Here is a 12354-nt window from a genome sequence, read left to right on the forward strand (position 1 = left end):
TAGGCACCGAGTGGTAGCACGACTCGTCATCGCGGCCCCGGCGTCGGGCAGCGGCAAGACCACCGTCGCGACGGGCCTGATGGCCGCCTTCGCGGCGAGCGGTCTCGCCGTCTCCCCGCACAAGGTCGGCCCCGACTACATCGACCCGGGCTACCATGCGCTCGCCACCGGCCGCCCCGGCCGCAACCTCGACGCGTACATGTGCGGCACGAAGCTGGTCGCGCCGCTCTTCGCGCACGGCGCGCGCGGCTGCGACGTGGCGGTGGTCGAGGGCGTGATGGGGCTGTTCGACGGCGCGGCGGGCGCCGGTGAACTGGCCTCGACGGCCCAGGTCGCGAAACTGCTGCGGGCACCTGTCGTGCTGGTCGTTGACGCGTCGTCGCAGTCGCGGTCGGTGGCGGCGCTCGTGCACGGCTTCGCGTCCTGGGACCCGGAGGTACGGCTCGGCGGGGTGATCCTCAACAAGGTCGCCACCGACCGGCACGAGACGCTGCTGCGCGAAGCCCTGGAGGAGTCCGGGGTGCCGGTGCTGGGCGTGCTGCGGCGGGCGCCCGCGGTCGCGACGCCGTCACGGCATCTGGGTCTGGTGCCGGTCGCCGAGCGGCACGCGGAGGCGCTGGACGCGGTCGAGGCGCAGGCGGAGCAGGTGCGTCTGGGGTGCGACCTGGAGGCGCTGCTGGCGTTGGCGCGGAGTGCGCCGGCTCTCCGCACCGAGGCATGGAACCCGTACGAGTGGCGCCCGACCGCCCACCGGCCCGTGATCGCGGTGGCGGGAGGCGCCGCGTTCACGTTCTCGTACGCCGAGCACGCAGAGCTGCTCACCGCCGCCGGTGCGGAGGTCGTCCCCTTCGACCCCCTCCGCGACGAGGAGCTCCCCGACGGCACCGCGGGCATCGTCATCGGCGGCGGTTTCCCCGAGGTGTACACCCCCGAGTTGTCCGCCAACTCACGGCTGCGCAAGGCGGTCGCCGAGCTGACCCAGGCCGGGGCGCCCGTGGTGGCCGAGTGCGCCGGGCTGCTCTACCTCGCGCGTTCGCTGGACGGGAAGCCCATGTGCGGCGTCCTCGACGCCGATGCGCGGATGTCCGAGCGGCTGACCCTCGGCTACCGGGACGCGGTCGCCGTGAGCGACAGCGTTCTGGCCGCGGCGGGGACGCGGATGCGCGGGCACGAGTTCCATCGCACGGTCCTGGAGCCGGGCGCCGGGCCGCAGGCGGCCTGGGGGCTGCGGCAGCCCGAGCCTCGGGTCGAGGGCTTCGTTCAGCAAGGTGTGCACGCCAGTTACGTGCACACGCACTGGGCCGGGGTGCCGGACACGGCCCGCCGCCTCGTCGAGCGGTGCGCGGAGAGGTCAGGGCAGCCATGAGGCACCGCACGGCATCACTCGGCCACGCCCGTCACCAGCCAGATGAACGCCACGCCCGCAACGGTGCACAGCAGTGTGGAGCGGGCCGGATGCTCGTGGTGTGCCTCGGGCAGGATCTCCGCGGCGGCGAGGTGGAGCAACGCTCCACCGAAGAAACCGAGATAGCTGCCGAGCAGCTCCTCCGGCATGGTGAACAGCAGGGTCGACGCGGCGCCCGCCACGGGGGCGAGCGCGGCGGCGAAGAGCATGGCGAGGGCCTTGCGGCGCTCGTTCCCGTACAGGCTGGTGATCGTGTACGTGTTGAAGCCGTCGGCGAAGTCGTGCGTGATCACGGCGAGCGCGACGGTCGCGCCCATGCCTCCGCCGGCCTGGAAGGCGGCGCCGATCGCGATGCCGTCCATGAGGCTGTGGCCGACCATGGCCGCGGCCGCGGTCATGCCGACCTGAGGTACGCGGTGGTCGTGGCGACCGCCGTCGTACGCGCCGTGCGACGCCTGACGGACTGCCAGCAGCCGCTCCACGAGGTGCGCGAACAGAAACCCGCCCACGAACAGCAGCATGGCCTGCGGCACCCCGAAGATCTCGTGGCCTGCCGCCGCCACCGCCTCCGGCAGCAGATCGAGCCCGGCCGCGCCGAGCATGAGCCCGCCCGCGAGGCCCAGCACGAGATGGCGCCGGTCGGTCACACGCTGCGCCGCCCACGCGCCCAACAGCGTCATCAGGAACGCGCCGAGCGCGACGAACACCGCCATGCGTTCTTGCTGGCGGATGCACCCCCGCCTGCGCCGGGTGCCACGCCATGAGCGCCCTCGTGGTCGGCATCGGCGCGTGCCGCGGCACGCCCGTCGACGAGGTGCTCGGGCTGGTCCGCCGCGTGCTGCGGGAGGCCGGAGAGCCGGCGGAGGCGGTCGTCGCCCTGGCTACGGTGGAGGCGAAGGCGGCCGAGGCGGGGATCGTCGAGGCCGCGGCCGCGCTCGGCGTCCCTCTGCGGACGCACTCGGCCGGGGAACTGGCCCTGGTGCCCGTGCCGCACCCGTCCGGGACGGCGCGGGACGCGGTGGGCACTGCGTCGGTGGCGGAGGCCGCGGCGCTCGCGGGCGGCGGAGAACTTCTCGTACCCAAACGGAAGTCGGGGACGCAGGGGCGACCTGGCAGAGTGACCTGTGCGATCGTACGGCTTCCGGAACCGGCCGCGCGCCCGGGCGGCGGGCTCCGGCGCGAAGTCGTCGCCGGCACGTGAGCAACCGACGGCACCCGTCCGGCGTGGATCCCGCCGCGTTGGACATGATCGAAGCGGCAGCACCCGCACCACCCGTAGCACCGGCACCACAGCCCCGTCTCCGAGGAGAACGCGTGACTTCCCCGCCCGCACTGCTCATCGCCGCGCCCGGCGCCCGGCACGACGCCGCCGCGGTGGCGTTCCAGGACCTCGTGGCGCTGCTGGGCCGACGCCACCCCGGGATTCCCGTCGCGGGTGGGCTCGTCGGCGCCGACCGGTGGCCGGTCGCCGAGGCCGTGGACGAGCTCGTCACGGCGGGCGCGAACCGGATCGTCGCGGTCTCGCTGGCGCTCGTGCCCGAGGCGCGTACGACGGACGGTATCGCCGATGCGCTCGCGGGCGTGGGCGAGGAGCACCCGGAGCTGTCCGTCACCCAGGCTCGTGCGCTCGGCCCGGATCCTGCGCTGCTCGCCGTGCTGGAGCAGCGGCTGGACGAGGCACTGGGCGCGGGCGCGGCCGGCCGTTCGCCGCGGGACCGTGCCGAGGTGACGGTCCTCCTGGTGGCCCCCGGCTCGACCGAACCCGGGGCCAACGCCGAGGTGCACCGGGCGGCGCGGCTGCTCTGGGAGGGGCGGGGGTACGCGGGGGTCGAGACGGCGTTCGTGTCGTCGGCCGCGCCCGACGTGCCGGCCGGGCTCGACCGCTGCGTACGGCTCGGGGCGCGGCGGATCGTCGTCCTGCCCTACGTCCTGTTCGACGGCGGTCCGGTGGAGCGGGCGCGGCTCCACACGGAGGGCTGGGCCGCGGTGCATCCGGAGACGGACGTACGGTTCGCGGAAGTGATCGGCGCCATTGGGGAGTTGGCCGACCTGGTAGTGGAGCGCTTCCGGGAGGCCGTGTCCGCTCCCGTGCTCCCTGAGCACCGACCACCGTCCGTACAGCGGCAGGACGCTCATGCCGGCGCACACTGACAGCCACGACCTTCACCACCACGGCGACGCGGAGGTACGTGACGGACGGCTGACCGATCTCGCGGTCAACGTCCGGACCGGCACTCCCCCGGCGTGGTTGCGCGAGCACATCGCCGATTCGCTGCTGTCGCTCGCCGCCTATCCGGACGGGCGCGCGGCACGGGCGGCCGTCGCGGCGCGGCACGGGCTGCCGATGGAGCGGGTGCTGCTGACGGCGGGAGCGGCGGAGGCGTTCGTGCTGCTCGCGCGGGCCCTGCGGGTGCGCAGGCCGGTGGTCGTGCACCCGCAGTTCACCGAGCCCGAGGCGGCCCTGCGGGACACGGGGCACACGGTGGAGCGGGTTCTGCTGCGTGCGGAGGACGGCTTCCGGCTGGACCCCGGGGCCGTGCCCGATTCGGCGGATCTCGTCGTCATCGGCAACCCGACGAACCCGACGTCGGTCCTCCACCCGGCCGCGGCGATCGCCGGGCTGGCCCGGCCCGGGCGGATCGTGGTGGTCGACGAGGCGTTCATGGACGCGGTGCCGGGCGAGCCGGAGGAACTCGCGTCGCGGACCGACGTCCCCGGACTCGTGGTGCTGCGCAGCCTCACGAAGACCTGGGGCCTCGCGGGTCTGCGGATCGGGTACGCACTCGCCCCGCCGGAGACGATCGCCTCGCTGGAACGGGCTCAGCCGCTGTGGCCGGTGTCGACTCCGGCGCTGGTGGCGGCCGAGGCGTGCATGTCTCCCCGGGCGCTGGCGGAGGCCGCCGAGGCGGCCGAGGTCGTCGCCAAGGACCGGGCGCATCTCGTGGCCGGGCTGGCGGAGTTCGACGAGGTGCGGGCGGTGGCGGGGGCGGAGGGGCCCTTCGTCCTGCTCCGCATGGCGCGTGCGGACGAGGTACGGAAACGCCTGCGCGGTCTGGGCTTCGCGGCGCGGCGCGGCGACACGTTCCCCGGTCTGGACCGCCACTGGATCCGCGTGGCGGTCCGCGACCGTACGACGACGAACCGCTTCCTCCAGGCCCTGGACCAGGCGCTGACGGCGGTGGGCGGTACCTGACGCTCGGGTCGCGCCGGACAGACCGGGTGTGTGCGGCACCGCCGTGCGGGCCGGATGTGTACGGCACCGCCGTGCGGGCCGGATGTGTACGGCACCGCCGTGCGGGCCGGATGTGTACGGCACCGCCGTGCGGGCCGGATGTGTACGGCACCGCCATGCGGGCCGGATGTGTGCGCCACCGCCATGCGTGCTGGGTGTGTGGAGTTGCCCGGTGCCGGGCGGTTGCCGTCGGGGGCCGCGACGGGCTCGTGTCCTGGACTGTCGGTGCTCACCGCGCTTCGCGAGCTGCGGGCGCCTTTACGTCCAGAACACGGCCCCTGTGCGTCTCTTACGTGGAGAACCGGGCGGGCTCTCGCCGGTGGTGTGTGGCCACCCACCGGGCCGCGGTCGGGGGAACGGCCGGGGCGGGGCCGTGCAGGGTCGCCCCCGCAGAAATCGCGCGGTGGTGCCGGACGACGCCCTGCCCACCGATTTCGTAGAGGCGAGCCCGGAGGGGCCCCGCACCACCACCCACCGACAGCAGCCGCACCCGGCCCGTCCGGGGGTCCCCCCACGCCGCAGGGCGTAGGGGGGCACTTGAGGACGGACACACCGGACGCCCGGGAGCACCGGCCGCACCGCCCACCGCACACCCCACACCGCCGCAGGCACCCCGCACCCCGCCCGAGGACGCTATTCCCGGGCCCGTCGGCGGGCCAGCACAACCGCGCCCGCGCCCGCGGCCAGAAGGGCGAACGCGCCGGCCGCGAAGTACGGGGTCGCCGCGCTGCCGCCGGTCGCCGCGAGGTTCTCCCCGGAGTCGGAGGACGCCGCCTCCGACTCCGCCGCGGCCGGTTCCGCCGGCTCGACCCCCGTCTGCGGCTTCACATCCGCCGCACCGGCCGGCGCCGGCGCCTCGCACGTCGCCTCCGCCAGCGTCACGACCCCCTCCACCTCCGCGACGTTCAGCTTCAGCGGGTTGACGGACACCTTCAGTTCGAGCGCCGTCGCCGCGGCCGTACGCGACGTGGTCTCCGTACGGGAGAGGTCGAGCGTGACATCGCCGATGCCGGGCAGCTCGACCCGCGTCGTTCCGCCCGTCGTCAGCGTGACCTTCTTCCCCAGCACCCGGACCGTGCCGAGCAGGTTCGCCTGGGCCACGGGCTTCTCGCCCGCCTCGCAGACCGCCCGGGCGGTGACCTTCTCGACCTCGATCAGGGAGAGCAGCGGCAGTCCGGGAACGTGCACCTTCGCATGGGCGAGGGTCGTGGTCCCCTCGGCCTTGTCCCTGTCGGCGGTCGCCTTCGCGCTCGCCACGTCCGCGCGCAGCACGCTGAACGGCCGTCCCTGGTCGACGCCCTCCAACTGGACGGTGAGCGCGGTCTTCTCCGCGCTCGCGGGGGCCTGCACCTCGTTCAGGGAGGTCTTCAGCGGCACGTTGACGGTCTTGTTCAGCAGGGAAACGTCGAGGCCGGTACGGAGCACGACCGCGCTCGCCCGTCCGTTGCCGCCGCCCGTCGCGTGGGCGGCCGGGGCGGCGGCGAGCGCCACCGGCCCGGCCGCCAGCGCGACGGCGGCCGCCGCGGCTGCGGAGCGGCGTACGGGCATGCGGAAGGTGTTGCTGTTCAAGGTGGTGGAACCCCCACAGGAGACATGACGTCGCCAGGCCCGCCCGCCACGGGGACTCGTGCGCGACGGCGGCGACTGAGAACACCGGAATCTTTACGCACTGAGAGTGAACCGGCCGACACCTGTGGTGAGTTCACTCCAAAGTGGCGTTTCCGTGCCCGTATTCGATTAAGTCGGCACGGACGTTCCCGTGATTGCCCCCTGAGGCGGACGTACGGGGCGCACGCCGGATATATCAACGAGCCCGGCGTCCGGCCGACACGCTCCCGTCAACCGAGGACGCGCCCTCGCAGGATCACCCTCCGCGGTGCCCCCAGCACCCGTACGTCCGCCCGCGGATCCGCCTCGTACACGACGAGGTCCGCCGCCGCGCCCTCCTCGAGCCCCGGCCTGCCCAGCCAGCTGCGGGCACCCCAGGTCGTCGCCGAGAGCGCCTCCACCGCCGGGATGCCGGCCTTCATCAGCTCGGCGACCTCGGCCGCGACGAGCCCGTGCGGCAGGGAGCCGCCCGCGTCGGTGCCGACGTAGACGGGAATGCCCGCGTCGTACGCCGAGCGCACGGTGTCGTAGCGGCGCTCGTACAGTCCCCGCATACGGTCCGACCAGCGCGGGAACTTCTTCTCGCCGCCCACCGCGAGCTGCGGGAACGTCGCGATGTTGACGAGGGTCGGGACGATCGCGACGCCCCGCTCGGCGAAGAGCGGGATGGTCTCGTCCGTCAGTCCGGTCGCGTGCTCGATGCAGTCGATGCCCGCCTCGACGAGATCCCGCAGGGAGTCCTCGGCGAAGCAGTGCGCGGTGACGCGCGCGCCCAGCCGGTGCGCCTCTGCGATGGCCGCCTCGACCGCGCCGCGCGGCCAGCAGGCGCCCAGATCGCCCGACTCCCGGTCGAGCCAGTCGCCGACGAGCTTGACCCAGCCGTCGCCGCGCACCGCCTCATCGGCCACGTACGCGACGAGGTCGTCGGGCTCGATCTCGTGGGCGAAGTTGCGGATGTAGCGGCGGGTGCGGGCGATGTGCCGGCCGGCCCTGATGATCTTCGGCAGGTCCTCGCGGTCGTCGATCCAGCGGGTGTCGGCGGGCGAGCCCGCGTCCCGGACGAGGAGCGTGCCCGCGTCCCGGTCGGTCAGCGCCTGCTTCTCGCTGGTCGCCTCGTCCACCGCGCCGTGCTGGTCGAGCCCGACATGGCAGTGGGCGTCGACGAGGCCCGGCAGGGCCCATCCCTCGACGGTCCGCACATCACGGGTGTCCGCCGGGCGCCGGTACGTGATCCGGCCGCCGACCACCCACAGCTCGTCCCGGACCTCCTCGGGCCCGACCAGCACCCGGCCCTTGACATGCAGCACCACGCGATCGCTCATGGCCAGCACTCTACGAGCCTGCTCTACCCTCGACCGAGGGCAGCCGAGAACCCCGTTTGAACCTCCGCTTCGAAGAGAGCACCGCCGTGACACACCCGTTTCTGAACCTGGCCCCCCTGACCGCCTCGCACTTCGCCGCGATCGAGCGGCGCGTGGCCGCCCTGCTCTCCACCGGGCAGGACGTCGTGATCACACAGGGCGAGGCGCTTCTCCCGCTGGAGGGCTGCATCCGCAGCGGCGCCCGGCCCGGTTCGGCCGCGCTGAACGTGGTGACGGGCCCGTACGGCCAGACCTTCGGGAACTGGCTGCGGGACTGCGGGGCGGCCGTCGTCGACCTGGAGGTCCCCTTCCACACCGCCGTGACCGCCGAGCAGATCGCCCGGGCCCTGGAGCGGCACCCGGAGATCGACTTCGTGTCGCTCGTCCACGCGGAGGCGGCCACCGGCAACACCAACCCGGTCGCGGAGATCGGCGAGGTCGTACGGGCCCATGGCGCCCTGTTCATGCTGGACGCCGTCGCCTCGGTGGGCGCCGAGCCGCTGCTGCCGGATGCGTGGGGCGTGGACCTGTGTGTGATCGGCGCGCAGAAGGCCATGGGAGGACCGGCCGGAGTGTCGGCCGTCTCGGTGAGCGAGCGTGCCTGGGAGCGGTTCGCGGCGAACCCTGCCGCGCCCCGCCGCTCGTACCTCTCACTCCTCGACTGGAAGGAGCGCTGGATCGACGGCGGCCGCAGGGCGCTGCTGCACGCGCCGGCGCAGCTGGAGATGCTGGCGCTGGAGGCGTGTCTGGAGCAGATCGAGGCGGAGGGTCTGGACACGCTGACGACCCGGCACGCCGCAGCCGCGGCGGCGACGCGCGCCGGTGCGATGGCGCTGGGCGGCGGGCTGACCCCGTACGTCCACGAGGCGCGGTACGCGGCGCCCGTCGCGACCACGCTGCGTGCCCCGGCCGGGGTCGACGCCTCCGACCTGGTGGCGAAGGCGCTGGCAGCCGACCCGTCGCTGCCGCTGATCGCGGGCGGAGGGGCGCTGTCAGCGGAGATGATCCGGGTGAACCACTACGGCGTGGACGCGGCACCGGCAGCCGTCGAGTCCTCGCTGGCGACCCTCGGCGCGGCGCTGCGCGAGTACGGCCGCGAGGTGGACCCGGAGGGCGCCCGGCGCGCCGCGGCCGAGGCGTGGAGGACCACGGCCGACGCGTCGCGGAAGTAATGTCGGGAAACTCATCGGCAAATAAATAGCGCATGAATGACAGAATGCGGGGAGCTGCTTTATCGAGAGCAGCTCCCCGCATTCTTCTGCCCGGTTTCCCCGTCCCTAAACGCAAAAGTTTCGACAGGACGGACTACCTCATTCCGGACGGATTCCGCCAGCCTTTCCAGCATGTGACGGACCCAACACCAGGGATCTCTTTGACCCGGTAACTCCCGGTCAAAGGGGGAGAGTTCACTACAACCTCGCGCGGTGCGCGCGTCTGCGCGATAACACATAACCCCCTTTCTCCCAACCCTGTCGCTCCATGCAATTTGCGATTTCACTCGGTAAATTCAATCCGCATGACCACCGCACTGAGCATCGACAGCCCACGCGTGGAGGACGGAGCCGCAATCTGGCGTATCGCCCGCGACTCCGAGGTCCTGGACCTCAACTCCTCGTACAGCTATTTGCTGTGGTGCCGCGACTTCGCCGCGACCTCCGTGGTGGCCCGCGGCACGGACGGTGAACCCGTCGCGTTCGTCACCGGCTACATCAGGCCGGAGCGCCCGCAGACGCTGGTCGTCTGGCAGGTCGCCGTCGACGCGGCGCACCGCGGCGGAGGACTGGCCGGGACGCTCCTCGATGCGCTGACCCACCGCGTCGCCTCCGAGCGCGGCGTCCGCGCGGTCGAGACCACCGTCACCCCGGACAACACCGCCTCCGACCGGCTGTTCACGTCGTACGCCGCCCGTCGCGGCGCGTCCCTGGAGCGTGAAGTCCTCTTCGACGGCGGGATGTTCCCCGACGGGGCCCATCAGCCCGAAGTGCTCTACCGCATCGGCCCGATCACCCCGCTCACCGTCACCGTCTGACCCCCACAACAGGAGAGACCGCTGTGACCATCACCCCGCCCTCCCGCCCGTCTCCCGCCACCACCCTCAGCGGAGCGACCTACGGCCCCGCAGCTGGAATTCATGGCGTCTTCGAGACCCTGGAGTCGGAGGTGCGCAGCTACTGCCGTGGGTGGCCCGCCGTGTTCGACCGCGCGCAGGGCGCCCGCCTGACCGACGAGGACGGCCACACCTATCTCGACTTCTTCGCCGGCGCGGGATCACTCAACTACGGCCACAACAACCCGGTGCTGAAACGCGCGCTGCTGGACTACCTGGAGCGCGACGGCATCACGCACGGCCTGGACATGGCGACGACCGCGAAGCGCGCCTTCCTGGAGTCCTTCCAGAACATCGTGCTGCGGCCGCGCGACCTGCCGTACAAGGTGATGTTCCCCGGCCCGACCGGCACCAACGCGGTCGAGGCGGCGCTGAAGCTGGCCCGCAAGGTGAAGGGCCGCGAGTCGATCGTGTCCTTCACCAACGCCTTCCACGGCATGTCACTGGGCTCGCTCGCCGTCACCGGCAACGCCTTCAAGCGGGCCGGAGCGGGCATCCCCCTGGTGCACGGCACACCGATGCCGTTCGACAACTACCTCGACGGGCAGGTCCAGGACTTCCTCTGGTTCGAGCGGCTGCTCGACGACCGGGGCTCCGGCCTCAACAAGCCCGCCGCGGTGATCGTCGAGACCGTGCAGGGCGAGGGAGGCATCAACGTGGCCCGCGCGGAATGGCTGCGGGCGCTGGCCGACCTGTGCCACCGCCAGGACATGCTGCTCATCGTCGACGACATCCAGATGGGCTGCGGCCGCACCGGCGCGTTCTTCTCGTTCGAGGAGGCGGGCATCACCCCGGACATCGTCACCCTGTCGAAGTCCATCAGCGGCTACGGACTTCCCATGTCCCTCTGCCTGTTCACCCCGGAGCTCGACATCTGGGAGCCGGGCGAGCACAACGGCACGTTCCGCGGCAACAACCCGGCCTTCGTCACCGCGACCGCCGCTCTGGACGCGTACTGGTCCGACGGCCAGATGGAGAAGCAGACCCTCACCCGCGGCGAGCAGGTGGAGCAGGCGCTGCTCGCGATCGCCGACGAGAACTCCGCGCACGGGGCCCATTTCCGGGGCCGGGGCCTGGTCTGGGGCCTGGAGTTCACCGACAGGCACCGGGCGGCCGCCGTCTGCGCCCGCGCCTTCGAGCTCGGTCTGCTGCTGGAGACGTCGGGCCCGGAGAGCGAGGTCGTGAAGCTGCTGCCGCCGCTCACCGTGACGCCCGACGAACTTGACGAGGGGCTGCGCACGCTCGCCCGCGCCGTCCGCGAGACCGCCTGATCCATCCCGTACGTACGAAAGGAAGCGCACCACCGTGATCGTCCGATCGTTCAAGGACATCGAGAACACCGACCGGCACGTCAGGTCGACGTCGGGCACCTGGGAGAGCAAGCGCATCGTGCTCGCCAAGGAGAGGGCCGGATTCTCCCTGCACGAGACCGTGCTGTACGCGGGTACGGAGACGTCGATGTGGTACGCGAACCACATCGAGGCCGTGCTCTGCGTGGAGGGCGAGGCCGAGCTGACGAACGACGAGACCGGCGAGGCGCACTGGATCGAGCCCGGCACGATGTACCTGCTGGACGGCCATGAGCGTCACACCCTGCGCCCGAAGACCGATTTCCGCTGTGTGTGCGTCTTCAACCCGCCCGTCACCGGGCGGGAGGACCACGACGAGAACGGCGTCTACCCGCTCCTGACCGAGGAGGGCTGATCATGACCACCGCACTCACCGATCTCTACCCGACCCGCGGCGCCGCGGAGGTGGCCGTCCCCCGCCAGGACCCGGTGGTGTGGTCCCCGCCCGGGGCGCCGGGCCCGCTCGCCCCGTCCGCGCTCCAGTCGTACGAGCGCGACGGCTTCCTGGCCATGGAGGAGCTGATCACTCCGGCCGAGGTGGAGGTCTACCGCGCCGAGCTCGACCGGCTCGTCGACGACCCCTTGATCCGGGCCGACGAGCGCTCGATCGTCGAGCCGAAGTCCCAGGACGTGCGCTCGGTGTTCGAGGTGCACCGGATCAGCGAGGTCTTCGAGACTCTGGTGCGCGACGAGCGGGTCGTGGGCCGGGCACGCCAGATCCTCGGCTCGGACGTGTACGTCCACCAGTCACGGATCAACGTCAAGCCGGGCTTCGGCGCGTCGGGCTTCTACTGGCACTCGGACTTCGAGACCTGGCACGCGGAGGACGGGCTGCCGCGGATGCGGACGGTGTCGGTGTCCATCGCGCTGACGGAGAACCTCGACACCAACGGCGGGCTGATGATCATGCCCGGGTCGCACCGGACGTTCCTGGGATGCGCGGGTGAGACGCCCGAGGACAACTACAAGAAGTCGCTGCAGATGCAGGACGCCGGCACGCCCTCGGACGAGGCGCTGACCGCGCTCGCGGACCGGCACGGCATCCGGCTCTTCACGGGCAAGGCCGGGTCCGCGACCTGGTTCGACTGCAACGCGATGCACGGCTCCGGGGACAACATCACCCCGTACCCGCGCAGCAACGTCTTCATCGTCTTCAACAGCGTGGAGAACGCGGCGCAGGAACCGTTCGCCGCGCCGGTTCCGCGGCCGTCGTTCATCGGGGCGCGGGACTTCACGCCGGTGCGGTGACCCGACTCCTGCCGGGGGCCCGGGGGTCGTCCCCCGGAAAACAC

Annotated in this window: 12 protein-coding genes; 9 read left to right on the plus strand and 3 right to left on the minus strand. The window is 72.3% G+C overall.

What is annotated here, in order from left to right:
- Window positions 1-10: 10 nt before the first annotated feature.
- Entirely contained in the window at window positions 11-1366 is a 1356-nt protein-coding gene (locus ABT078_RS08465; protein ID WP_351225221.1) for a cobyrinic acid a,c-diamide synthase CobB, read from the plus strand.
- Between the two features lie 14 nt (window positions 1367-1380).
- Here ABT078_RS08465 and ABT078_RS08470 read toward each other — a convergent pair whose 3' ends face one another.
- Window positions 1381-2118 carry a ZIP family metal transporter gene (locus tag ABT078_RS08470; RefSeq protein ID WP_351225223.1) on the minus strand — a complete coding sequence of 246 codons (738 nt, stop codon included), beginning with the start codon at window positions 2116-2118 and terminating at the stop codon, window positions 1381-1383.
- 47 nt (window positions 2119-2165) lie between these two features.
- Between ABT078_RS08470 and ABT078_RS08475 the strand changes: the two genes are divergently transcribed.
- The 3 genes from ABT078_RS08475 (at window position 2166) to cobC (ending at window position 4598) form a co-directional block, all read left to right on the plus strand.
- Window positions 2166-2606, plus strand: coding sequence for a cobalamin biosynthesis protein (locus tag ABT078_RS08475; protein ID WP_502981176.1), 441 nt, complete (start codon window positions 2166-2168; stop codon window positions 2604-2606).
- A gap of 113 nt (window positions 2607-2719) precedes the next feature.
- Window positions 2720-3556, plus strand: a complete 837-nt coding sequence (locus ABT078_RS08480; protein WP_351225225.1) for a sirohydrochlorin chelatase — start codon at window positions 2720-2722, stop codon at window positions 3554-3556.
- Window positions 3540-4598, plus strand: a complete 1059-nt coding sequence (gene cobC, locus ABT078_RS08485) for an Rv2231c family histidinol phosphate aminotransferase CobC (protein ID WP_351225227.1) — start codon at window positions 3540-3542, stop codon at window positions 4596-4598. The genes ABT078_RS08480 and cobC overlap by 17 nt, the downstream gene beginning before the upstream one ends.
- Before the next feature lie 672 nt (window positions 4599-5270).
- Here the strand turns inward: cobC and ABT078_RS08490 are convergent.
- Window positions 5271-6206, minus strand: a complete 936-nt coding sequence (locus ABT078_RS08490) for an SCO1860 family LAETG-anchored protein (protein WP_351225229.1) — start codon at window positions 6204-6206, stop codon at window positions 5271-5273.
- A 269-nt stretch (window positions 6207-6475) separates the two neighbouring features.
- Complete coding sequence (locus ABT078_RS08495; protein ID WP_351225231.1) at window positions 6476-7567, minus strand: amidohydrolase family protein; 1092 nt, start codon at window positions 7565-7567, stop codon at window positions 6476-6478.
- A gap of 86 nt (window positions 7568-7653) precedes the next feature.
- On the opposite strand from ABT078_RS08495, the gene ABT078_RS08500 reads away from it, so the two are divergent.
- From ABT078_RS08500 to thpD, 5 genes are all read left to right on the plus strand, one after another.
- On the plus strand, window positions 7654-8778 hold the full coding sequence (locus ABT078_RS08500) for a pyridoxal-phosphate-dependent aminotransferase family protein (RefSeq protein ID WP_351225233.1): 1125 nt from the start codon (window positions 7654-7656) through the stop codon (window positions 8776-8778).
- A 344-nt stretch (window positions 8779-9122) separates the two neighbouring features.
- A complete protein-coding gene (ectA, locus tag ABT078_RS08505) occupies window positions 9123-9635 on the plus strand; it encodes a diaminobutyrate acetyltransferase (protein WP_351225235.1) in 513 nt (170 codons plus the stop codon).
- Between the two features lie 98 nt (window positions 9636-9733).
- Entirely contained in the window at window positions 9734-10984 is a 1251-nt protein-coding gene (gene ectB / locus ABT078_RS08510; protein WP_351225598.1) for a diaminobutyrate--2-oxoglutarate transaminase, read from the plus strand.
- A 34-nt stretch (window positions 10985-11018) separates the two neighbouring features.
- Window positions 11019-11417: an ectoine synthase gene (locus tag ABT078_RS08515; RefSeq protein ID WP_351225237.1), complete on the plus strand. Its 399-nt coding sequence runs from the start codon at window positions 11019-11021 to the stop codon at window positions 11415-11417.
- Between the two features lie 2 nt (window positions 11418-11419).
- Window positions 11420-12310: an ectoine hydroxylase gene (thpD, locus tag ABT078_RS08520; protein ID WP_351225239.1), complete on the plus strand. Its 891-nt coding sequence runs from the start codon at window positions 11420-11422 to the stop codon at window positions 12308-12310.
- Window positions 12311-12354 lie beyond the last annotated feature (44 nt).

Origin of the sequence: Streptomyces sp. NPDC002133, assembly GCF_040296405.1 — a bacterium.
GTDB lineage: Bacteria > Actinomycetota > Actinomycetes > Streptomycetales > Streptomycetaceae > Streptomyces.

What these genes read in the sequence shown, in the direction of transcription:
- ABT078_RS08470 (WP_351225223.1), bottom strand. Translation starts at nt 2,118, where the DNA reads ATGGCGGTGTTCGTCGCGCTCGGCGCGTTCCTGATGACGCTGTTGGGC.
- ABT078_RS08475 (WP_502981176.1), top strand. Translation starts at nt 2,166, where the DNA reads ATGAGCGCCCTCGTGGTCGGCATCGGCGCGTGCCGCGGCACGCCCGTC.
- cobC (WP_351225227.1), top strand. Translation starts at nt 3,540, where the DNA reads ATGCCGGCGCACACTGACAGCCACGACCTTCACCACCACGGCGACGCG.
- ABT078_RS08495 (WP_351225231.1), bottom strand. Translation starts at nt 7,567, where the DNA reads ATGAGCGATCGCGTGGTGCTGCATGTCAAGGGCCGGGTGCTGGTCGGG.
- ectA (WP_351225235.1), top strand. Translation starts at nt 9,123, where the DNA reads ATGACCACCGCACTGAGCATCGACAGCCCACGCGTGGAGGACGGAGCC.
- thpD (WP_351225239.1), top strand. Translation starts at nt 11,420, where the DNA reads ATGACCACCGCACTCACCGATCTCTACCCGACCCGCGGCGCCGCGGAG.